The 22014-nt window shown below is 42.4% G+C and carries 20 protein-coding genes and 2 tRNA genes; 17 read left to right on the top strand and 5 right to left on the bottom strand.

Annotated elements, in window-relative coordinates; all coding sequences use genetic code 11:
- Nucleotides 1-108: 108 nt before the first annotated feature.
- Complete coding sequence (locus JMX07_RS00610; protein ID WP_101206208.1) at nt 109-1275, bottom strand: D-alanyl-D-alanine carboxypeptidase family protein; 1167 nt, start codon at nt 1273-1275, stop codon at nt 109-111.
- A gap of 500 nt (nt 1276-1775) precedes the next feature.
- Nucleotides 1776-2210 carry an MCR_0457 family protein gene (locus tag JMX07_RS00615; RefSeq protein ID WP_201605336.1) on the bottom strand — a complete coding sequence of 145 codons (435 nt, stop codon included), beginning with the start codon at nt 2208-2210 and terminating at the stop codon, nt 1776-1778.
- 540 nt (nt 2211-2750) lie between these two features.
- Here JMX07_RS00615 and surE point away from each other — a divergent pair.
- The 12 genes from surE (at nt 2751) to modB (ending at nt 13314) form a co-directional block, all read left to right on the top strand.
- The gene (gene surE, locus JMX07_RS00620; protein ID WP_201605346.1) at nt 2751-3569 is read left to right on the top strand and encodes a 5'/3'-nucleotidase SurE; all 819 of its coding nucleotides are present in this window, start codon (nt 2751-2753) and stop codon (nt 3567-3569) included.
- A 135-nt stretch (nt 3570-3704) separates the two neighbouring features.
- The gene (locus JMX07_RS00625; RefSeq protein ID WP_201605348.1) at nt 3705-4493 is read left to right on the top strand and encodes a peptidoglycan DD-metalloendopeptidase family protein; all 789 of its coding nucleotides are present in this window, start codon (nt 3705-3707) and stop codon (nt 4491-4493) included.
- Nucleotides 4494-4562: 69 nt separating this feature from the next.
- Entirely contained in the window at nt 4563-5861 is a 1299-nt protein-coding gene (locus tag JMX07_RS00630; RefSeq protein WP_201605350.1) for a lytic murein transglycosylase, read from the top strand.
- Nucleotides 5862-6294: 433 nt separating this feature from the next.
- Complete coding sequence (glp, locus tag JMX07_RS00635) at nt 6295-7590, top strand: gephyrin-like molybdotransferase Glp (protein ID WP_201605352.1); 1296 nt, start codon at nt 6295-6297, stop codon at nt 7588-7590.
- A gap of 205 nt (nt 7591-7795) precedes the next feature.
- On the top strand, nt 7796-8833 hold the full coding sequence (gene moaA / locus JMX07_RS00640; RefSeq protein ID WP_413786647.1) for a GTP 3',8-cyclase MoaA: 1038 nt from the start codon (nt 7796-7798) through the stop codon (nt 8831-8833).
- Nucleotides 8834-8960: 127 nt separating this feature from the next.
- A complete protein-coding gene (gene moaB / locus JMX07_RS00645; RefSeq protein WP_201605362.1) occupies nt 8961-9491 on the top strand; it encodes a molybdenum cofactor biosynthesis protein B in 531 nt (176 codons plus the stop codon).
- A 56-nt stretch (nt 9492-9547) separates the two neighbouring features.
- Complete coding sequence (locus tag JMX07_RS00650) at nt 9548-10246, top strand: molybdenum cofactor guanylyltransferase (RefSeq protein WP_201605364.1); 699 nt, start codon at nt 9548-9550, stop codon at nt 10244-10246.
- Nucleotides 10247-10276: 30 nt separating this feature from the next.
- Entirely contained in the window at nt 10277-10783 is a 507-nt protein-coding gene (gene moaC / locus JMX07_RS00655) for a cyclic pyranopterin monophosphate synthase MoaC (protein ID WP_201605367.1), read from the top strand.
- Between the two features lie 97 nt (nt 10784-10880).
- The gene (locus tag JMX07_RS00660) at nt 10881-11162 is read left to right on the top strand and encodes a MoaD/ThiS family protein (protein WP_160021603.1); all 282 of its coding nucleotides are present in this window, start codon (nt 10881-10883) and stop codon (nt 11160-11162) included.
- A 77-nt stretch (nt 11163-11239) separates the two neighbouring features.
- Nucleotides 11240-11731 (top strand): molybdenum cofactor biosynthesis protein MoaE, encoded by a 492-nt coding sequence (locus tag JMX07_RS00665; RefSeq protein ID WP_201605369.1) that lies wholly within the window; start codon nt 11240-11242, stop codon nt 11729-11731.
- Nucleotides 11724-12566, top strand: a complete 843-nt coding sequence (gene modA / locus JMX07_RS00670) for a molybdate ABC transporter substrate-binding protein (protein ID WP_201605371.1) — start codon at nt 11724-11726, stop codon at nt 12564-12566. Before JMX07_RS00665 ends, modA begins: the two co-directional genes overlap by 8 nt.
- A 46-nt stretch (nt 12567-12612) precedes the next feature.
- Complete coding sequence (modB, locus tag JMX07_RS00675) at nt 12613-13314, top strand: molybdate ABC transporter permease subunit (RefSeq protein ID WP_201605380.1); 702 nt, start codon at nt 12613-12615, stop codon at nt 13312-13314.
- 215 nt (nt 13315-13529) lie between these two features.
- On the opposite strand, the gene JMX07_RS00680 is transcribed toward modB, so the two are convergent.
- The 3 genes from JMX07_RS00680 to JMX07_RS00690 form a co-directional block, all read right to left on the bottom strand.
- Nucleotides 13530-14012 (bottom strand): hypothetical protein, encoded by a 483-nt coding sequence (locus JMX07_RS00680; RefSeq protein WP_057759076.1) that lies wholly within the window; start codon nt 14010-14012, stop codon nt 13530-13532.
- A 457-nt stretch (nt 14013-14469) separates the two neighbouring features.
- Nucleotides 14470-14546, bottom strand: a tRNA-Asp gene (locus JMX07_RS00685).
- A 37-nt stretch (nt 14547-14583) separates the two neighbouring features.
- Nucleotides 14584-14659: transfer RNA gene (locus JMX07_RS00690), tRNA-Val, on the bottom strand.
- A gap of 283 nt (nt 14660-14942) precedes the next feature.
- Here JMX07_RS00690 and JMX07_RS00695 point away from each other — a divergent pair.
- From JMX07_RS00695 to JMX07_RS00715, 5 genes are all read left to right on the top strand, one after another.
- Nucleotides 14943-16580 (top strand): cardiolipin synthase, encoded by a 1638-nt coding sequence (locus JMX07_RS00695; protein WP_201605382.1) that lies wholly within the window; start codon nt 14943-14945, stop codon nt 16578-16580.
- Between the two features lie 116 nt (nt 16581-16696).
- Nucleotides 16697-18136 (top strand): tetratricopeptide repeat protein, encoded by a 1440-nt coding sequence (locus JMX07_RS00700; protein WP_201605384.1) that lies wholly within the window; start codon nt 16697-16699, stop codon nt 18134-18136.
- A 132-nt stretch (nt 18137-18268) separates the two neighbouring features.
- Nucleotides 18269-19825, top strand: coding sequence for a 3-deoxy-D-manno-octulosonic acid transferase (locus JMX07_RS00705; RefSeq protein ID WP_201605386.1), 1557 nt, complete (start codon nt 18269-18271; stop codon nt 19823-19825).
- Nucleotides 19822-20544, top strand: coding sequence for a 16S rRNA (uracil(1498)-N(3))-methyltransferase (locus tag JMX07_RS00710; RefSeq protein ID WP_201605388.1), 723 nt, complete (start codon nt 19822-19824; stop codon nt 20542-20544). Before JMX07_RS00705 ends, JMX07_RS00710 begins: the two co-directional genes overlap by 4 nt.
- Before the next feature lie 264 nt (nt 20545-20808).
- Nucleotides 20809-21933 (top strand): extracellular solute-binding protein, encoded by a 1125-nt coding sequence (locus JMX07_RS00715; protein ID WP_201605390.1) that lies wholly within the window; start codon nt 20809-20811, stop codon nt 21931-21933.
- Nucleotides 21934-22014: the final 81 nt, after the last annotated feature.

Below are 22014 nucleotides of genomic sequence, written 5' to 3' on the forward strand. Positions count from 1 at the left end.
ACCGAATCACTTTTAAAATAAAGTAGGCATAAAAACAAAAAAGACGCCCATTTTGAGGCGTCTTTTTTTAAACAGTTTTTAGCTAGAATTGCTTTTTAAAAGTTTCTCTTAGAAAAGATTCTTTACCCAGCGTACGATATGTTCCCACGTACGGCTCATAAAGCCTGACTGTTCGATATCATTAGTTGCGATAATTGGAACTGAGGCTACCGCTTTACCATCGATGACAGCCATCATTTTACCAACTTCCTGACCTTTTTTGATTGGTGCTTCTAAGCTCTCAGGAATATCCACCACTGTGGTGATTTTATTTTTCTGGGTTTTGCTGGTTAGAATTTGCAAGTTGTCGCCAGTTGCCAGTTCTACCTCGTCAGCTTCTCCAAACCATACTGGAAGCTTGCTAACGAACTGTCCAGCAGGCGCCTTGGTAACCGTTGTAAAGTGACCGAAACCCCAGTTAAGTAGTTCGCGTGACTGATCGGCGCGAGCTTGTTGGCTCTTGGTACCCATAATGACAGAGATTAGACGCATGCCTTCACGGTTGCTTGATGCAACCAAGCAGTAGCCTGCCGCATCAGTGTGGCCCGTTTTTAGGCCATCAACGGTTGGGTCAGTAATCAGCAGAGCATTACGGTTACCTTGGGTAATACCATTATACGTAAACTCTTTTTCTGCGTAGATACTATAGTAGTCGCCGCTGTTTTTGATAATAGCGCGCGCAAGTTTAGACAAATCCAAAGCAGATGCTAAATGACCTTCGTCAGGCATACCAGTAGCATTGACAAAGTTAGAGTTCTCCATACCAATTTTTTGCGCTTGTTCGTTCATCAAGATTGCAAACGAGGCTTCGCTACCAGCAATATGTTCAGCCATGGCTTTCGATGCATCATTACCTGATTGAATAATAATACCGCGTAGCATATCGATGACGCTGGCGGTTTTGTTCACAGGCACATACATACAAGATTGGCTGCTGCTACCACGGCACCATGCGTTTGGACTCATCAATACCTGTTCATCTTCTTTCAGGTCGCCTGATGCTAAGCGTTGCTCAATGATATAACTGGTCATCATCTTAGTCAGAGATGCTGGCGGCAGCGCCTCATTGGCGTTCTTTTGAGCCAAAATTTCGCCAGTGTTATAGTCCATCAACACATAGGCAGTATTGTCCATTTCAGGTGGTTGAATGGCTGCGTTTGCCACTACTGCACTCATCGAGATACTTACACCAACTACCAGCTGTATCAGCTGATTTTTTACACGCTTTACTGTCATATATCATTACACCGCATCATGGAACCAAATGTATCTATCGCTTATGTTTTGTACCTATTTCCATACATTATTTTAAGCAGCATGTCTTAAATGCAGTGTTTAAAATAATGTATCGATGAAAATAGTAACGCCTACACAATAGACATAAAATTAACGCCTTATCTTAGCAAAATGACTACCGATGGGGAATCGATAAATGCAAAAATAAGGCAAGTTTGAAAAGAAAAATGAAGGCCTATCATATATTTATTCTGACTATCATCTGACCAGTCTCTGTAATAAAAATTTAACGCTCACAAAAAAGCCTGCTGCACTGCTTGTGAATAACAAGTAAAGTGACAGCAAGCTTTGATGCTACAGATATTTAAACAATCAGTTGATAACCTTTGCTTAATTGATGTTATAAAGAGTACATAGCTTTTATTTTATTATCGTTAATACTAATATTATTAATAAGCTAAGCAGATGACGCTAGTCGTTGAATCAAACTAGCTAGTTGTCTAGTAATCCGCGTTTGCCAAATCTTCACATAGTGCTTTGTTTTCTTGCTTTGAGAATCCCATCGTCCAACTACGGATACCTTGTAGTATCTGGCGATAGTCTTGCTGTGTAGATAAGTATTGAATAGCCGCTTTTGGATCTTCTAGAGAAGGCATTAGCTCATGCAGCTGTACGGTGTACGACTTATAGAACCGCTGTTTTTGCTTACCATTTAGCATTGGTGGGCATATCTCTGATAGTACCTGCATCACCGCAATTTCGTGCTTAGTGATGTTGATGCCAGACATGTCTAGCGGAATGGTAGTGCCAGAGTTATTCGCAGCATTAGAAGCTTGAGACAGCATAGCAATAGACGTTATCAGTCCTGCAATCCCAACTTTTGAGGCAGTATTTGCTATCACAGAAGCTATAGATAATATCGATTGTTTATTCATTCAGTATTACACTCGCTCGTCTTTATTTAATGGTCATATGTTAATTGGTAAAAAAACAAAAGTCACATAAAATATTGATTTATGTGTAGATATCTTGTGAGCCAAAACCATTTTTTAGCAACATATCAGTAGCATACTCTAATGACGTTACTTCAGTATCAGTACATCGGTTTGTATTGTTGTGGGGTGTTGCGTATTGTAACGCGATGCTTAATCTACTGGTTGTTATTCGTTTGATACAGATCTTGTTACGCTACTTTCATCGTATAATTATCAGCATAAGAAGAACACGATACTTTGCTAACGACAGGGTTCGTGTCTGTATATTATTCAGTTATAATCGCCCATGCTATCAAAATGAATATTTTTCTCTAGACTGTGACGTCATGTCATTGAAGAATTAGAGTATCATGTTTTCATTTTAAATATGATCATCGTATTTTTATGCCATATCTTGAACAGACATGGCGCGATAGTAGAATTACCAAATAGAGATGTAGAAAGACAGCTAATAAAACATTAACCACATACTGAGTAGAAATGAGATTTTTAATTAGTAATGATGACGGTGTGTATGCGCCAGGATTATTGGCACTATCTCAAGTATTATCGACTATCGGTGAAGTTGTCGTCGTCGCCCCGAACGATGAACAAAGCGGTTATGCCAGTGCATTAAGTGTTTCAAGACCACTGCATACGCATCAGCTGCCTTCTGGATTTGTAGCGGTAAGTGGCTCACCAGCTGACTGTGTTTATTTGGCACTGCATGAATTGTATCGTGGTAGTGACTTTGACTGCGTGATTACAGGTATCAACTCAGGGGCTAACTTGGGACAAGATGTGATGTTCTCTGGTACGTTCGGTGCTGCATTGACCGCGCAACTATCTGGTATCCCTGCTATAGCAACGTCTTTGGTAGGCGGGGGTGTCAAAAACGGCGGGCAAGAATCAGCCAGTGATTATCAAGTGGCTGCACATGAAATCGTCAAGCTGCTTACTGAAACTTCGGTTTTAGAGATGCTCAAAAGTTTGCCCTATCATGTATTAAACGTTAATATTCCTGATGTGCAGCATGCCGATGATATCAAGGGTCGAAAAATAACCTCGCTAGGCCATAAGCAGGCTGCTCAGCCAGTACGCCATATGATAGACCCACGCGGTCGAGATGCGTATTGGTTGTCTCTACGCAAAGGTAAAAATGAGCGACCATCAGAGACGTCAATCGATGCGATACAAGCAAAGCAGGATGTGATGACAGATTATCAGGCTGTAGCGGCAGGGTATGTCAGTTTATCACCAGTACGCCTACATCATACGCCAACGGCAGCGCTGGAGAGATTATCAACACTCGCGCTATAAATTCTATAAGATATAGTCCATACCGGCTTATTAAACACTGACGTGTTATGAGAATATCAGAAGACTCTTGTATGATATCAAGCGCTTTTGAATGATTAAACAATGAATGAGCAACACAAAGAATAGGAACCTTGTATGAAAAAAATCATAGCTGGATCGCACCTTGTTAAAGCCGCGTTGATTGGTACTATGGCAGTCGCTACTCTATCTGTCGTTGGCTGTGCAACGAAGCCTACCTATCAATCAGCAAACCAAGCAGGTCCTAAGATTATTACTAACGCGCAAGGCGTCCCTAACTATCACCGTGTACAACGCGGCGATACGGTCAGCCAGATTGCAGCGCGCTATCGTCTGAACTACCGCCAAATCGGAGCGATGAACAATCTAGATAGTAAATACACCATCTATAGTGGCCAATGGCTCAAACTATGGCAAGGCAATGTGGCAACCACTGCAAGTAACAATAGCTACAGTGCTCCAGTTCAAACGCAACCAACTTATACGCCACCTGTGACCCAATCTCAAACACCAGCTTATGAGGCCACTGCCAACTCGACCTCTGGTTATGATTATCCTACGCGCAACCCAGTAACTCGTAACATTGACCCTGGTGCGGGCAATATGGGAATGTGGTTTGCGGGCAAAGTTGGTGATCCAGTACTTGCCAGCCAATCAGGAACTGTGCTTTACTCAGGCAACGGTCTGCCAGAGTATGGCAATCTAATTATGATTCGTCATAGTGATAACTACATCACAGCCTACGCTCACAATAGCCAGTTGTTGGTGCAAGAGGGCGATACAGTACAGCGTGGCCAACGTATTGCTAGTATGGGCAGTAGTGGTCAGACCAATGAGGTAGGCTTAGAGTTTCAAGTTCGTTTAAATGGTAATCCTATTGACCCACGTAGCGTACTTGGGCGTTAGACTTAAATAATAGCTACGGATAGCTTGGCCACTGTGAGCCATTTTATTTATTCATGTTTGAGATTTTTTATGAGATTAAAAAAGCAATACCTCACCTTTGTGCCAGCATTAGTGATGGTCGGGTGTACAAGCCAGCAGGCAATGCAAAGTAAGCCTGTTCGTCAAGGCGGCGTTGAGATTACTCAAACCCAAACCGTTCAGGTCAAACCAACACCTGCACCAGTCGTAAAACCGCAGCCTGCGCCAAAGCCTAGCTATAGTAGCTTTTCTGATTGGAAGTCAGACTTTTCTATGCGTGCCATATCGTCAGGCTATGATGCCCAAGTTATTGGTCGATTGCTTGATTCTGCTTATCTAAACCAGCAAGTCATCTCATTAGATTCAGGTCAGCCCGAGTTTTCTAAGATGCCATGGGAATACGTAGATTCTGCGGTATCAAGTGGACGCGTCAGTGTAGGTAAACGTAAGTTTGCCGAGCAGCGTGCTTATTTGTCTCAGCTAGAGTCTCAATATGGGGTTAATGCAGAGATTATCGCTGCGATATGGGGTATGGAGTCATCGTATGGTGCTGTAACCGGTAATAGTGATTTGCCAAGTTCTCTTGCCAGCCTTGCCTATGATGGTCGTCGTCAAGAGTTTGCTGAAACGCAGTTGCTATCGTTAGCGACACTGCTACAACGCGGTGACGTGTCATGGTCACAGTTGGACGGTTCTTGGGCAGGCGGTATGGGACAAACCCAGTTTATCCCTGAGACTTGGCTCAAACAAGGGGTCGATGGTGATGGCAATGGGCATCGCAATCCTTGGGCCACTGGTGATGCATTAGCCTCGACTGCCAACTATCTTAGCAATTCAGGTTGGGTTCGTGGCTTAGCGCCTTTTTATGAAGCAACGGTGCCAGCATCGTTTGATTACTCAGTGGTTGGTAGTAAACAACCTGCTGCTAGATGGGCTGCAATGGGTGTCGATACGATAGCGGACGTTTACTTAGATGCCAATACTCAGATGGAGCTTTGGTTACCCGCTGGTAAAGACGGTCCAGTATTATTGCTAAGCCCAAACTTTGATGTGATTAAAGTCTATAACAACTCATCAAGTTATGCGTTGGGTGTCAGTCTGCTAGGCAAAACGATTAATGGACAAAGCGGGTTGCAAAAATCTTGGCCTCGTTATGAGCGTCCGTTATCGACTACGCAAGTGACTAACTTACAACGTCGGTTGACTAGTATGGGTTACGATACCAAAGGCGCTGATGGTATCGTGGGTACCAATACTCGTATGGCATTTCAGCGCTGGCAAGCAGATAACGGCCAAACGCCAGATGGATTTATCACTCAAAACAGTGCGTCTTCACTGGCTGGGTGGTGAGATAGGCTGAGGGTATTTATACATTGTATAAAAGTGGCTCTTTTTAATCGTGCTTAGCCATTATTAATTAGTTACTAGCCAACAAACGATAATTTACTTTGTTCTACAAAAAGCACCTTGCCAAGGTGCTTTTTTTGTCTCAATCTATGTCTACTTTTGCTGACATCTTTAACACAATGGACCATGCAATAAATATCAAATATTAAGACCAGTGTAATCTGGCTTTATTCAAAACTTATCAGGACAAGGTTAATACAAGAAAGTTGATACTTTGAATGATAGACTCTAGATAATGTGTTTTTTAATGATGACTTTTACTTCTTATTTTTAGCATAGTGTTTAGTAACAGTTTTCAATGACCATTTTAAATAACAGTTTCGATTACGAATAATTAGAACGACAGTAATTAGAACGACAGAAAGAGCGTGACCTTATGATTACCATGGAAGAATTACAAGCTGCGATACAGCAACGGATAGATAATTATCATATTACTGACTTTCCGCTACAAAAAAGAGCCGTTAACACTTTAGAGTTGCTGGATAGCCTAAACCATATACTGGCTCAAGATATAGCTTCGCCCTTTGATGTGCCGCGGAAAAATTTATCTGCGATGGATGGTTATGCGATTGCCAAAGGTAGTGAGTTGTCAGAAAACAGTACTATCGAAATCATTGGCGAGTCGCAAGCTGGCAATGCTTATACTGGTAAGACAGCAGCAGGGCAAGGGGTGCGGATTTTTACGGGTGCAGTCGTGCCTGATTGCTGTGATACGGTCATTATGCAAGAGAATACGAATTTTGCAGATATCAAAGCGACCGTTGATAAATCTCGGCCTTATAGCATTACGCTCACACAAACGGCCAAAGTTGACGATAATATTCGCTCACAAGGCGAAGAGATTGAGTCTGGCGAAGCCGTGTTAAAAATCGGTAAACGCCTTAATCCTGCAGATATTAGCTTACTGGCTAACCTTGGTATTAGCCAAGTTAACGTGTTCCAGCCGCTCGTTGTAGGCGTGTTGGCAACAGGTGATGAGCTCGTGGCTATTGGCAATGAGCTACAAAGTCTAGCTCAAATATATAATTCTAATACCCCAACGCTCAAAAGCCTGCTATCAGATTTGCCTATCATTGTTCGTGATTATGGCATTATCCCTGATAACCTAGAGCAAACAACTATCGCAGTCAATGAGGCCATGCAGGACTGTGATGTACTGATATCAACAGCAGGTGTCTCAGTTGGTGACTATGATTTTTTGACCACTGTGATCGAAACATTAGGTCAGATTAACCATTATAAAGTGGCGATGAAGCCTGGTAAGCCTTTTGTATTTGGTGAATTGAATAAAAATCTTGATAAGCCGGTATTGTATTTTGGCCTACCGGGTAATCCACTCTCTACGGTCGTGGGTACGCTACAGTTTGTGATACCTGCGTTGTGGCAAATGTCAGGTGCTAGCGTATCAGAGCAGCCAATGCCGCTAACTATTAAAGCCAAACTTATCAGTGATATCAGAAAATCTCCCGGCCGAAAAGACTTTCAGCGTGGCGTATTGTCACGAGACGATACAGGTCATTATCAAGTTGAATGCTTTACAAGACAGCAGTCACATAGAATCAAACAGCTGAGCCGCGCCAATTGCTTTATTGTCTTGGACAAAGACAGTGGGAACGTAGCAGCTGGTAATGACGTCGTTGTACAACCGTTTCCTTGGCTACATCGCTAATTCATCGTTTGCCAATTTATTGTAAGGTGGTCGCACAAAGCTAAAGAGCAATCCTATAACCTTACACTGGTATGCTAAACACGAATAACAAAGTAGTGCTTATAGTAAGCAGTACTGATGGCAGTAACATATGATTGATGACAACATAGATGACAAACACAAAATAGACAGCCCGCAACTGTATTCACCGAGCTTGGCACCGGCAATGTCTGATGGCTACATAGAGCCTTCCTTGGTCGTGCCCACTGAGCAGATGAGTGACTATCACCAGCCGCTAACCGATGGGTTTGCACGGCGTCTGACTTATTTGCGTCTGTCTATTACTGACTTTTGTAATTTTCGCTGTGAGTATTGCCTGCCAAACGGCTATCAAGGTAAGCGCCCTGATGATGAGCTGAGTATCTCTGAAATTGCCACCTTGGTGCGTGGCTTTGCTCAAGTAGGTACTAAAAAAGTTAGAATTACAGGTGGTGAGCCTTCTATTCGTCGTGATGTTGTCGAAATTATCGAAACAATCAAGCAAACTGACGGTATCGAGACGGTCGCGATGACCAGTAACGGTTATAAATTGGGTAGACATATAGCCAACTGGCAAGCTGCTGGACTTGATCAGCTTAATATCAGTATGGACAGCTTCGATGCCGCTACCTTTCATAAAATGACAGGCTTTGATACCTTGCCGCAGATATTGGCTGACATGGATACATTGTTAGAAACGACTGATATCAAACTGAAAATAAATAGTGTCTTGATGGCGGAGACTGCTTTTGAGAACTTAATCACGGCGATCGACTATGTCAAAGATAGACAAGTGACTTATCGCTTTATCGAATTTATGCAGACCAGTGATAATAGCGATTTGTTTTTTGCTCAGCATGCTCAGTCTGATATTATCACTGATTACTTGTTAGAGAATGGCTGGCAGCCGCACGAGCGCGGTAGTGCCGATGGCCCAGCGGTAGAGTACAGTCACCCTGAGTATATCGGTCGTATCGGTATGATTGCCCCATATGCGGCGCATTTCTGTGATACCTGTAATCGTCTGCGTGTAAGCAGCCAAGGCAAGGTGCATTTGTGTCTGTTTGATCAAGGCAACTATGATATCCGTCCATACTTACAGCAAGACGATATCCAAGGACTGGTGAACACTTTACATAGTTTTATGCCAATCAAGCCTGAGCATCATCATTTGCATGACTCTAACAGTGGCATCATGCACAATCTATCGATAATCGGCGGATAAAACATTTCGAGTCTGCAATCATGACGCTGATATACACGGTTTTTCAATGCAATCGTTTTTCAATATAGTTTTTTGATTCAACGGATCTTTAATACAATTATAAAATGACATCTATAAAGGATTATTTATGAGTAAGCCTGCTGCACAATTTACACCGCTTAATGTTGCTGTATTGACCGTTTCTGATAGCCGTACGCTGGCAGAAGATACTTCAGGCCAGTACCTAGTAGATAACTTGACCGAAGCAGGGCATCATTTAGCAGATCGCCAATTAATCACTGACGATATTTACCAGATTCGCGCAGTCATTAGTGGCTGGATTGCTAGTCCAGACGTTCATGCGGTTATTACAACTGGCGGCACAGGGTTCTTCATCAGAGACAGCATGCCAGAAGCTGTGAGTGTACTGTTTGATAAATCAATCGATGGTTTTGGTGAAATGTTCCGTCTAATCTCAAAAGATGAAATCGGTATGTCTACCGTACAATCGCGAGCAGTTGCTGGCATGGCCAATGGTACGGGTATATTCTGTCTACCAGGCTCTTCTGGTGCTTGCCGTACGGGTTGGGAAAATATCTTAAAGGATCAGTTTGACAGTCGTACTCGTCCGTGCAATTTTGTGCCGCATTTTTTGGCACAAAATCCTAGCCATGATTGAGTTATAAATAATTAAGCTATGAGTGTTATACAATCAAGCCTGACAGGTAATGGTAAATGACAAATTGCTCAAATAATCTGGATGGTTTGGCAGGTGTGGTTATCTTAGCAGGCGGGGCATCTAGACGTATGGGAACAGCCAAGGCGATGTTGACACTACCGTCAGGTGAGCAGCTGTTAGACTATCATGTTCGTCATGCGAGCAAGTTACAGGTTCCTATATTGATTGCAGATAATGGTCGCGGCTTTCAAACGGGTTTAGATGTCCATTTAGAAAAAACCAATTCGCCTATTATTCATATTGCTGATTATGATATTGACTCTAATGAGCATGATGAGCAGATTAAAACTGGCGGCGCTTTGGTCGCTATCGAATCAGCCTTACAAACATTGAGCGATTTGAATGATTCAGGCATATCAAAAAATGTACAAGCATCGTGGTTACTGGTTATCAGCTGTGATAGCTTAATACCAGCAACTGACTTGTGGCAGAAATTACAATGTGAAATAAGCCTTGCTGCCGATAAAAAAGTAATTTGCTTAAAAGATGATAGTCACTTATATCCATTATTAGGGCTGTATCAGTTGAGCATTGAGCGTGATTTGAAAAACTATATAGATAGCGGACAGCGTAGTGTAATGCAGTTTATTCAGCCATTAGTGCAAGCTGTACCATTTAGCAAAGAGTGGCAAAATTTGACCAACTTTAATACGCCTGAAGAGTTTAAGCAGGCATGTGCTGCTCTATCAAAATAATAAAAATATCACATAAGAAAGGTTATATAAATGAATGACAGCGTTCAGATAAATCAGCAATCTACTTTATCTCACTTGGATAGTGATGGTGATATTACCATGGTCGATGTCAGTGGCAAGACAGCAACGACGCGAGAAGCCAATGCCTCTGGGCAAGTTCGTTTTCCCAGTGAAATTTATACGCAGATTAAAGCGGCTGATGGGATGACCAAAAAAGGCAGCATCACACAAACGGCTCATATCGCTGGTATCATGGCGGCCAAACGTACTCATGATCTGATACCGCTTTGTCATCCACTACCGCTAGACAAGATAGGTTTGAGCTTTGAGTATAACGACGCGCTCAGCAGCATCACGGTCAGTGCGATGGTCAAGGTCACGCATAAGACAGGGGTTGAGATGGAAGCGTTAACAGCGGTCAGCGTTGCCTGCTTAACTATCTATGATATGACTAAAGCGCTATCGCATGACATCGTTATAGATGATATTCATTTGGTTAAAAAGACAGGTGGTAAGTCAGACTACAGTCATGCTTAAAGTGACAATATTGCAGAGTGCGTCATCAATTAATTAGTCAATCAATAAAGATATGCTAAATGCCAAGCAAGGAAGCTTGCATAAGATGGAGAGATTTATGAGTGCTATCGATATGACAACTAATATCGAATCAACGATGAATATTAACGTCATGTATTTTGCCAGTTTGGCTGACGAGGCCAATTGTCAGCAAGAGACAGTAAGCGTACAGCAGGATACGTCATTAACTGAACTATACGAACAGCTTAGTCAAAAGCATCGCTTTAGCCGTCCGCAGTCGGAGCTACGCGTTGCAGTAAATGACTACTTTGCCAAATGGACTGACCAGATAAATAATGGTGATAGCGTGGTTTTCATCACGCCAGTCGCTGGTGGTTAGACAAGCGTTTATTAGTGTCCATTTTGTCAGTAGCTATTCAGTGGTTACAAAGAGAAAATAATAAATAGAGAAGAAAAATGACCGACAACGTCCACGATCATTCAATGAGCATCAAACGTAGTGCTGACGAAGCTTACCTTATCGCTGAGCGTGATGGTTTTGCGCTACTAGATATTGTGATTGACGAAGATAGGCTAAAAAGTACGTTAGATAATGACAGCTGCGGCGCGTTTGTTTGCTTTGAAGGGCGAGTGCGCAATCATAATAACGCTACGAGCGTCGATCGTCTTACGTATTACGGTTATGAAGACTTAGCAATCAACCAAGGCCGCGCCATTATAGAAGAAGCCAAAAAGCGCTTTGAGATCACTCACGCTATTGCCATACACCGCATCGGAGCGTTAGAGATTGGTGATGTGGCAGTGTGGGTGGGGGTAGTGTCAGCGCATCGTTATCCAGCATTTGATGCGTGTCGCTGGATATTAGATACCATCAAAGCAGATATACCTGTCTGGAAGCAAGAATATTACGAAGATGCTTCATCTAAATGGCTCAGTAATAATGGGTAGGTCACTAGCTGCTATTAGTACCTCTGCGTGTTTGCTACTGGCATTAAATGCTTGTACAGCAGATAACAGTACGAATACAGAATCGGCAGCTGCGACAAGTGCTGAGCACCAAACCTTACGTATCGCAGCGGCAGCCAACTTATCTGATGTCCTACCTAATATCATTGATAGCTATCAAACAGATAGCAATATGTCGAATCAAGGTAATTTAGATATCGAAGTCACTTACGCGTCTTCTGGCAAGCTATATGCTCAAATCAAGGCAGGAGCCCCTTATGATATATTCTTGTCTGCCAATCAAGAGTTTCCGGCAAAGCTGTCTGATGACAAGCGTGATAAATCTGTACAACCGTTTACCTATACCAGAGGTCAGCTTGCACTCTATAGTGTCACAAAACCTTTGAATGATTTTACGCCAGCATCGCTTCTTGACGCGTTTACAAGTGCTAGTTTCACAGATGATAGCAAGATTTCTATTGCCAATCCTGAACTCGCTCCTTATGGGGCATCTGCAAAAGCTTATCTACAATCACAAAAGATATATGAAAAATTAAATGCACAGAAAAGCCTGATACAGGCAGAAAATATTGGTCAAGTATTTCAGTACGCCCATACAGGTAGCGTGGATTATGGGTTTGTGGCGCAGTCTCAACTCGTTGCGATAAAAGCCAAACCTGAGCAGTTTATTACTTTACCAATAGCGTCCTACCCAGATATTCTGCAGGATGGTATCGTTATCAATAATACAGTCCCAGCAGCGGCGTTTACTGATTACTTGCGCTCGGATGCAGGACAACAGCACTTCGCGCAAGCAGGCTACCTGCCCATTCAGTAATCCGTTAGCCTAGACACGCTACCTATAAAACGAGCCGTGACATTATATGATCGACCAGTCTCTTATGTCAGATATGCTCAGTCCATTTTGGGTAAGTATTAAGCTCGCTTCTATCACGACCTTATGCTTACTGTTGTTTGCAACCCCTATGGCTTATTGGCTTGCCAAACCAAGTCAAAAGAAGGCAGTTGGGCGTTTCAAAATTCTGCTCATGGGCATCATTGCCATGCCTCTGGTACTCCCGCCTACGGTTATTGGCTTTTATTTATTATTACTGCTAAGTCCAAGTATGGGTATCGGTAAATGGCTGATTGAGCACAATATTAGTCCGCTTATTTTTACTTTTGAAGGTCTAGTGGTTGGGTCTATTATTTACTCACTGCCTTTTTATATACAGCCAGTGTATGCACAGTTTTTGCGTATTCCGCAAAGTGTCACGGAAGTCGCGCATCTTTTAGAACCCAGTCGTCTGCGCCGCTTCGTCAAGGTAGCCTTACCGCAAGCGCGCGTGGGTATTATTTTGGGGAGTTTGGTGAGCTTTGCTCATACCATTGGGGAGTTTGGGGTTGTACTGATGATAGGCGGCAGCATCTCAGGCGAAACTAAAGTGGTATCGATTGCTATATATGAGCAGGTAGAAGCGCTCAATTATGAGGCGGCGCATATGATGTCTGGTATTCTGATTGTCATGGGTGTAGTGATGGTAGCGTTAATCGCTAGTGTGAGCCGAATAAGTCAACGTCCATAGCACTAAAACATGCGCCTATTGTATCTATGATAATAATCAACCAACAATTAATAAAAACATGAGTCCTACCCACAATAGGGATTTTAGCAAGAATCTAATGTAAGCTTCATAACTCAGATCATTATGTATCAAAAACCTCTTTCCCAGAGAGAGCTCTTATGCATCTATGACTATCGTTTCCAATAAAATACAACTCTTCATGTATTAACGTTAGTCTAATTAAGAACACTTGATAATATATCAAAAATAGTTTGGTTCTCTATGAGAAGATAACTCAAAATGCTTGGAAGGATGATACCTATAGTTATAGCAATAGCTAAGATTTTCTTGTTTACTTTGAGAGGGCTTGTCATAGATATTTGTGGAAATGATTTTAATACGTAAATTTTTATATGATTGTCAGTAATTTTTATATTTTCTAAAATATCTGTTTTACTTTCTCTAGTAAAGTCAAAAAAAGCATTGATACTAGTAGAAGTATATTCCTTGCTATTTACGGTATAAGAATACTTTATCCTCAAAGTAAATAAACTGTAATCTTCTAGCCCTGAGACTGATTTTTCAATAGTATTAACTTCTACTACCTCAGCCCAAATTCTTCTAGCATTGATTAGTATGTAAAAATCGAAAATCAGTGCAGAGATAGTGTAAATACCAACTAGAACCATCAACAAGAGTAATGTATATATCCAGAACATAGCTGTCCTTTGAGTACTTTTATCAATTGAATCTACCAGTATGTGCTGTATTTATCATCATAATATTAATTGAGACTACACTGCTAAACAATATAGCTATAGTTGTTGATAGTGCTATACCTAACGAATCTGTTGCACTTGTTAATAAGCCTGTTGTTATTGCATTAATCAACATTATGTATGTTATAGCGATTAAAGTTTGGGAGATTTTATTAGTTGTGCTCAAATTATCATTTTGCCACGTTAAGCTAAAGAAGTCGCTCATTCTTCAAGATAAAGCGTCTGTTAATTATTTTAAGTCGTATATCATAATAAGGAATAAGCTGCTTCTAACGAGAAGACATAAAGCATGAAAGCTATAATAATGAGTTGTTTTATAGACACAAAAAAACCTCAAACAATCTAATGTTTGAGGCGAAACTTGCTTAAACTCGTAAGTTTAAATTCGTTTTAAATATGGCGCAGCGGACGGGACTCGAACCCGCGACCCCCGGCGTGACAGGCCGGTATTCTAACCAACTGAACTACCGCTGCTTAGGTCTCTTAGCTTGTTTAGCCACTTGCTAAGAAGTGGTGGGTGATGACGGATTCGAACCGCCGACATTCTGCGTGTAAGGCAGACGCTCTACCAACTGAGCTAATCACCCTTCGAACAATTGCTAGGCAATTTATTCAACTTCAACTGAGCTCTTAAGTTTGTCACTAAGCTCCGTTGCTGTGGGAGTGTATTATATAGATTTACAGTTGGGTGTCAAATGTTATTTTAATATTTTTAGAAAATAATTATAAATCGGACTTGTAATCTATCAAAAATAGCACTCAAAGCCATGTATTATATAGCATTTCTAAAAATACACTTATTATCATTATTTGTTGTTTGGCGGTGAAAAGCTACTATACTATGGATGCTTTATTCGTTGAACACGGTTGATGGAGGCCAATATAAACACTTTTACTATTAAAGATACTTTTACTAGCTGGACCTGGGGAGACTTAGCGGGTCTAGGTCTGGTGCTGCATATTGTACTTATGATAGTAATGACGCTGCGAGTGGTTTCTGTGCAGCGCAATATTGGCGTGTCTATCGCTTGGGTGGCTGTGCTTTACACGTTGCCAATATTTGGTTTTGTGGCGTACATCCTGCTCGGTGAGCCGATGATTGGACGGCGCTATCGTGAACGCGTGGATCAAGCCAGCATCTTGATGAATGATATGGCAAGGCGTGAGCATCTGATTTTTGACAAAGGGCAGGACTTATTACCAGCCAACTACCGCGGTGTTAGCCAAATAGGAACGCGCTGGACCGGGTTTGGTGTATTTCCCAATCATCAAATGCAGCTGTTGACGGATCCTGCTTCTATTTTTCAACGTTTGATTGAAGATATCCATGCAGCCCAGCGTATTGTCCTTATGGAGTTTTATATTGTCTATCCAAAAGGACAGGTGCTAGAAGTCATAGAAGCGCTATCTGTAGCAGCTCAGCGCGGCGTAGAGTGTCATATATTGGCCGATAGTGTGGGCAGCTTTAGCTTTATTAATAGCAGCGTGCACCGCAAATTAGAAAAAGCAGGGGTTTATGTCCATCAGTCATTGCCAGTAGGGTTGTTTAAGACATTATTTAAACGTTCTGATTTGCGCAATCATCGTAAAATGGTGGTTATCGATGAACATATTGGCTATATCGGTAGCTTTAATTTGGTTGATCCAAGGTTTTTTAAGCAAAATAAAAATGTTGGTCAATGGATTGATGTGGCGCTACGAACGACTAGCCAGCACTCGATTAGTATTAATACAGCGATGGCTAAGGTGATTGTTACCGACATCGGTGCTGAAAGTAATGACAATCTTGCTGAGCTGCATCAACGGGTTAATAACTATACCCGTAAGTTATATGTGATGCATCCGACTATCAATGACTTAAATAGCCGAGTGAAGGTATTGGCGGATACGGTTGATGATCATGAGCAGCCAGATATAGGTGCCACCTCGATTGTCGTACCAAAGATGCCTGTCGTGGACAAAGTCTTAGCGCAGCTAATACCTTCAGCACCGCAGCTAACGGCTCATGTGATTTACAATACATTAGTTACCGTAATTCATCGTGCCAATAAGCGTATTCGTATTACCACGCCTTATTTTGTCCCTGATGAATCCTTATCGGGCGCGCTGACGATAGCGGCTAAGCGCGGCGTTGATGTGACGATTATTGTTCCTGAAAAGGTTGATTCATTTCTGGTACAGCATGCCTCTCAAGCCTATTATCAAGAGTTGTTGGATGCTGGGGTAACGATTGCCTTGTTTAAGGGCGGTTTGCTACACGCAAAAACAGTGGTTATCGATGATGACTACTGTCTATTTGGCACCGTTAATATTGATATGCGCAGCTTTTATCTAAATATGGAAGTCAGTTTGGCGATTTATACGCCAGAAATGGTTGCCCAAGTAGCGGAATGTCAGGAAGTCTATTTAGAAAACTGCCGAATCCTAGATAGTGATGAGTGGCAACAGCGTCACGGATCAAAACGCTTGTTTGACAATGTCGTGCGCTTGTTCAGTCCTTTATTGTAGCACTCGAACTTTTAAGGTAAGGTAATCTACCAGTACCGTTCTATTATTTTAGTCGTAGCACTTTTATAGCCTATACTTTTTGGGTTTATTTATCTGCAAAGAGGTCACGTCCGTCTATGTCTGCATCACCTTTAACACCACTGGACTATATTGCAGAAGGCTATTGGCAAGATTTCTTAGCTGAGCGTCCTATTGCAGGTGGTATCGCCTACGAAACTGAGCTGCGCGCTTGTACACTAGACGAGTCGCTTGAGAGTTTACAGCGTATCGACACGCTATTATCCCAAGTGCGCCGAGATATGATTAAGAGCGGTATATGGGATGAGACGATGCTGCTGGTCGATGAACGCTATCGTAATTTTATGGTATTTTTGGCGTTTTATGCCGGTCGTGTATTGGCGCAACAGTGGCAAAGCAAGCCACATTGGTATGGTCATTTTGAGCTGCGTAAACGTTACCCTGAGCTAACGTTGATCACCGATGATTTTTATCAGCATATGGCTGTTGGTTATGATAATGGTGGGGTTAAAGAGCGCTTATTTTTTGCACTAGAGCCAATAGGGCTGCGTCTGTTTGGTCATATTGATCGGCAGTTTGACGCAGTACAAGGCGGGCAAGTAGATAGTGGGTTATATCAAGCGGTTAGCCTTAGACTACCAACTATTTTAAGTAACGACGTTCATTCAGTGTCCGAATTAACAGCGCACAAAGCAATAACGCACAAAGCAACCACTCATCAAGTCACTGATAGCATCGCTCCGAGCGCAGATTCAAATATGCATGTCAGTACTAGCCAATCGAGTGAGCTTCTGGAAAAGCAAGAAGAAGTATCGATAGGAGCTGAGCGTAACCAAGCAAACGTAGTACCTCCTGAGTCTGAGAGTCCAATAAAGCCTGAGCTGACTAAAGTAATGAAGCCAACAGCCAAGCCTACGTCATCTGTAAAGAATACATCAACGCCAGAGATGTTTACGCAACTGCTTATAGAATTAGATGAGATAACGGTGCCACAACCAACTGGTGATGTCCAGTATCTGCAAGCACGCAAAGTACTGGATCAGTTCGAGCAGCATATTGCCAAGCAGAACAAGCCTCGTCGCCAAGTTATATTTTCAAATGATCACAACACGGCAAAAAACAAAGCGCTTTTAATACTACAATCGGCTGCTGAAGATGGTAATACAGCTGCTATGTTACGTTTGGCCATGTATGAATTGTTAGGTGAAGGTTTGGCTACAAATAGCGATGATTCTAAAAAATCTGGCGTAGAGTGGGTCAATCAAGCCGCTAGCAAAAACGACAGCCGTGCTCAGCGTCTACTCAGTAAAATGTATTACCAAGGAATAGGGGTATCACAAGATATAGATAGCGGTAAATACTGGTTAGAGCAAGCGGCAGATAATGGTCATGCAGAAGCAGCCAATCTGGTCAAGCAATGGCAGCAAGCAGAAATGCTGCTGACCACACAGAAACAAGAGCAGCACAGCACCAAGCGCTATCAGCTGTTAATTGGCGCAATCATCGCAGTCGCTTTATTGATAATAGTCATTATCTAACAATCATTATCTAATAACTATTTACTCAGTAACTTTTTAAAAGCTTATTGTTACAGCTTAAATTCAGGTAGAATTGGCGCGCTCTACCTTTACCCTTTTATTGTTTGATTCATAACTAATTTGGGCTGTTCCATGCCATCATCTAATACCCCGTCTGACCACTCTGCAAATCCAATTGACCCTGTATCATCGCCTAATCGTGCGGTACACGAGACACCTTTATATTATCAGTCTCTGATTAGGCTGCTAAAGCCACTATATCGTCTGCAAGTATGGCGTCGATCTCATAAAAACGATAACTATCAACAGGAAATCGATCAGCGTTTTGGTAAGCAGTATCCACCGCGTCCAGTGGTCAATGCTGATAGCGATAAAGGGGTAATTTGGTGCCACGCAGTCTCATTAGGCGAAACCAATACGGTTGCACCTTTATTAGATATGTTATTGGCTAATGGCTATCAGATATGGTTGACCAATACGACTCAGACAGGTTTTGCCCGTGGTGCCAGTCGTTTTGCAGAACAGATAGCTCAGGGTCAGATGAGTCATAGCTATGTGCCAGTCGACAGCCCTGCCGTTATCGAGACTTTCTTGACGCATGTACAGCCTATTGCTGCCTTATTTGTAGAAACAGAGCTATGGGCAAATATCTTGACCAAATTATCCCAGCACTGTATTCCAAGTATCCTAGTCAACGGTCGACTATCTGCTTCTTCTTTTCAGAGCTATCAAAAAATTGGTGCAGTTAGCGCCAGCATGATGAAAAACCTTTCCTTAATAATTGCGCAAGACAGCGACTCTGCTAAACGCTTTAGGCAACTAGGGGCTAGTAGCGCCCAAATTCGCGTGGCAGGCTCATTAAAGTGGGTAATCAATGCGTCCAAAACTGATGACCAAGCGGTAGAAGATAACCGTATTTATAGTAAGAAAGCTGATCTGCGAGCAGATTTTGGTATAGCAGATCGTCCTGTGTGGGTAGCTGCGAGTACTCATGATGGCGAAGAGGCAGCAGCGTTGTCATTGCAGCAGCAACTACTGTCTCAAGCCACATTAGCAGATACATTGCTTGTTATTGTCCCTAGACATCCTGAGCGTTTTGACGCAGTAGCAGAACTCATTCAGAAAACTGGGTTAAATATGGCTCGGCGCAGTGATGGAGACGTGCTTGATGCAGATACGCAAGTCTATCTAGCAGACAGCATGGGTGAGATGATGACTTGGTATACATTGGCAAATGTAGCATTTGTGGGCGGCTCGCTGGTAGATATTGGTGGGCATAATCCAGTGGAGCCTGCAAGTGTGGCCACGCCTGTACTCATGGGACGTTATACTCAGTCGTGCCAAAGCGTAATAGACAAACTGGCTGAAGTAGGCGCTGTATATCAGCCAAATAATGACTTCTATCGTCCAATTGAGTCAGATAACTCAAGTAGTTCGGATATACAGATAGTCAGTGATGATCAGTTAGAGGCGAATAAAAAATCCTCTCGTAAGAAAACAGCTTATAACCGTGAAGACGCTGTGAGCATTTATACGCAGCTAGAGACTTGGTTGTGTAATTTGCCATTGGCCGTGCAGGCTGGGCAAGCTGGCGAGCAAATGACGATACAGCAGCAAGCGGTATTGACCCGCCAATTTACTATGATTGAAGACGCAATCGAGATGTCTTCTAACCAAGATAATTTATGAACTGTATATTATTGCCTGCTGAAAACTTCTCAGCAGACGCAGCAAAAATCGATTCCTTGTCTCAAGTCAGCCATGTGACTAAAGTGCTGGGCGCAAAAGTCGGTGATACGCTTAAAATTGGCCAGATCGGTGGCAACCTTGGTACTGCTGTTATCGAAGATATTACCGCTGACAGCATTCAGTTAAGTAACGTTCAGCTCAATACTGTGCCGCCAGCCAAATTAGATTTGACTGTCATTTTGGCGTTACCGCGTCCTAAAGTGCTACGGCGTTTAATCATGGATATGACGGCGCTTGGTGTACGCGATATCATTCTTATCAATAGCTATCGTACTCAAAAAAGCTATTGGCAAAGCCCAATGCTTGAGCGGGTTGACGAGTTTGTATTAGAAGGTCTACAGCAGAGCATCGATACGATCGTTCCTAGTATTACGCTACAAAAACGTTTTAAGCCATTTGTCGAAGACTCACTTGGAAGCCTAATAAGCAGTCAAGCGATTGTCGCGCATCCTTATAGTCAGCAGTCCTTTTCTGAATTTTTACAACAGCAACCATCACGAGAGCTACCAAATCTAGTCTGTATAGGCGCTGAAGGTGGTTGGATTGACTATGAGATAGAGCTGTTGTTAGCTCAAGGCTGCACGCCTGTACATATAGGCTCTCGTATCTTACGTACAGAAGCTGCAGTCAATGCAATATTGGGACAATGGCTGCTTTAGATGGATACTAAAACGCGTCGCTAGACCAAACTATGGAAAGAGCGGTTAAAAAATAGTTCTTAAAAATCAATGCTAAAGACTCATCACAGGTATATTTACCAGTTAAACAAATGTATTGATAATTAATCTCACTTCCATTAGTATGTTGCTTTGATATATTATGGCCTGATTACTGCTAGCGCTTAGCAAATCATCGTTATAATCACTGTTGTTTTGTCTCACCATCCGTCTTACTTTTTTTACAGCATTACTATGGGGAAAACCATGTCATTGAACGCTATCAGCGCTAATCTAACCTCTACGAAGCTTATTCTACCTGCAGCCGTATTTGGCATGATGTTGGGTTTGGCAGGTTGTAGTAATTCTTCAACCACAGAAGAGAGCGTAGAAGTAGAGTCAACAGAAACAGGTGCTGAGCAGCAAGCAGCAACTGACGAAGCTACGACTGCTGATGGTCAGACAATTACTATCTACTCATCACGTAATGAGCAGCTGATTAAACCATTGTTAGATCGCTATACTGAGCAAACAGGTGTAAAAGTTGAACTGGTTACAGACCAAACTGGGCCTTTGATGGCGCGTCTAAAAGCTGAAGGTCAGAATACCCCAGCTGATATGCTATTGACCGTTGATGCTGGTAACTTATGGCAGGCTGCAGAGCAAGGCCTATTACAACCAGTATCATCTACTGTATTAGAAGCTAAAGTCCCTGCAAAATACCGTGATCCAAAAGGTCAGTGGACAGGTCTGTCACTACGTGCACGTACTATCTTTTATGACCCAAGCAAAGTCACTGCTGACCAGCTATCTACTTATGCAGATTTAGCCGATCCAAAATGGAAAGGCAAATTATGCTTACGTACTTCTAAAAAGGTCTATAACCAATCGCTTGTCGCTAGCATGATGGAGCATTTGGGCGAAGAGAAGACCGAAGCAGTTATTAAAGGGTGGGTTGATAACCTAGCGACTGATGTGTTCAGTGACGACGTTGCGATGTTAGAAGCTATCGCTGCTGGTCAGTGTGAAGTAGGTATTGCCAATAGCTACTACTATGGTCGTCTATTGGACGAAAAACCAAACTTCCCTGTTAAAATATTCTGGGCAAACCAAGATACGACTGGTACGCACGTAAACATCTCAGGCGCTGGCGTGGTTGCAGGTTCGGACAATCCAGATGGTACGCTTAAACTGATAGAGTGGTTGTCATCTGACGAGGCACAAGGTCTCTATGCTAGCTCTGACAAAGAATTCCCAGTAAAAGTAGGTATCGATGAGTCAGACATGCTTAGATCATGGGGCGAGTTCAAAAAAGACGATATCAATGTACAGAAATTCGGTGAACTACAAACTCAAGCTATCCAAATGATGGATAAAGCGGGTTATAAATAAGGGATCGCCAGTAATACTGATACCAATCGCAAAATCATAACTTCGAGACAATAGTTCTTAAAGAATAGGTTCAAAGGTTAG

Origin of the sequence: Psychrobacter immobilis (assembly GCF_904846235.1) — a bacterium.
Lineage (GTDB): Bacteria > Pseudomonadota > Gammaproteobacteria > Pseudomonadales > Moraxellaceae > Psychrobacter > Psychrobacter immobilis_C.

What these genes read in the sequence shown, in the direction of transcription:
- JMX07_RS00705 (WP_201605386.1), top strand. Translation starts at nt 18,269, where the DNA reads ATGCCATCATCTAATACCCCGTCTGACCACTCTGCAAATCCAATTGAC.
- JMX07_RS00660 (WP_160021603.1), top strand. Translation starts at nt 10,881, where the DNA reads ATGAGTGCTATCGATATGACAACTAATATCGAATCAACGATGAATATT.
- JMX07_RS00610 (WP_101206208.1), bottom strand. Translation starts at nt 1,275, where the DNA reads ATGACAGTAAAGCGTGTAAAAAATCAGCTGATACAGCTGGTAGTTGGT.
- moaC (WP_201605367.1), top strand. Translation starts at nt 10,277, where the DNA reads ATGAATGACAGCGTTCAGATAAATCAGCAATCTACTTTATCTCACTTG.
- JMX07_RS00715 (WP_201605390.1), top strand. Translation starts at nt 20,809, where the DNA reads ATGTCATTGAACGCTATCAGCGCTAATCTAACCTCTACGAAGCTTATT.
- moaB (WP_201605362.1), top strand. Translation starts at nt 8,961, where the DNA reads ATGAGTAAGCCTGCTGCACAATTTACACCGCTTAATGTTGCTGTATTG.
- JMX07_RS00700 (WP_201605384.1), top strand. Translation starts at nt 16,697, where the DNA reads ATGTCTGCATCACCTTTAACACCACTGGACTATATTGCAGAAGGCTAT.
- glp (WP_201605352.1), top strand. Translation starts at nt 6,295, where the DNA reads ATGATTACCATGGAAGAATTACAAGCTGCGATACAGCAACGGATAGAT.
- JMX07_RS00630 (WP_201605350.1), top strand. Translation starts at nt 4,563, where the DNA reads ATGAGATTAAAAAAGCAATACCTCACCTTTGTGCCAGCATTAGTGATG.
- modB (WP_201605380.1), top strand. Translation starts at nt 12,613, where the DNA reads ATGATCGACCAGTCTCTTATGTCAGATATGCTCAGTCCATTTTGGGTA.
- JMX07_RS00650 (WP_201605364.1), top strand. Translation starts at nt 9,548, where the DNA reads ATGACAAATTGCTCAAATAATCTGGATGGTTTGGCAGGTGTGGTTATC.
- modA (WP_201605371.1), top strand. Translation starts at nt 11,724, where the DNA reads ATGGGTAGGTCACTAGCTGCTATTAGTACCTCTGCGTGTTTGCTACTG.
- JMX07_RS00710 (WP_201605388.1), top strand. Translation starts at nt 19,822, where the DNA reads ATGAACTGTATATTATTGCCTGCTGAAAACTTCTCAGCAGACGCAGCA.
- surE (WP_201605346.1), top strand. Translation starts at nt 2,751, where the DNA reads ATGAGATTTTTAATTAGTAATGATGACGGTGTGTATGCGCCAGGATTA.
- JMX07_RS00625 (WP_201605348.1), top strand. Translation starts at nt 3,705, where the DNA reads ATGAAAAAAATCATAGCTGGATCGCACCTTGTTAAAGCCGCGTTGATT.
- JMX07_RS00695 (WP_201605382.1), top strand. Translation starts at nt 14,943, where the DNA reads ATGGAGGCCAATATAAACACTTTTACTATTAAAGATACTTTTACTAGC.
- JMX07_RS00615 (WP_201605336.1), bottom strand. Translation starts at nt 2,210, where the DNA reads ATGAATAAACAATCGATATTATCTATAGCTTCTGTGATAGCAAATACT.
- JMX07_RS00680 (WP_057759076.1), bottom strand. Translation starts at nt 14,012, where the DNA reads ATGTTCTGGATATATACATTACTCTTGTTGATGGTTCTAGTTGGTATT.
- moaA (WP_413786647.1), top strand. Translation starts at nt 7,796, where the DNA reads ATGTCTGATGGCTACATAGAGCCTTCCTTGGTCGTGCCCACTGAGCAG.
- JMX07_RS00665 (WP_201605369.1), top strand. Translation starts at nt 11,240, where the DNA reads ATGACCGACAACGTCCACGATCATTCAATGAGCATCAAACGTAGTGCT.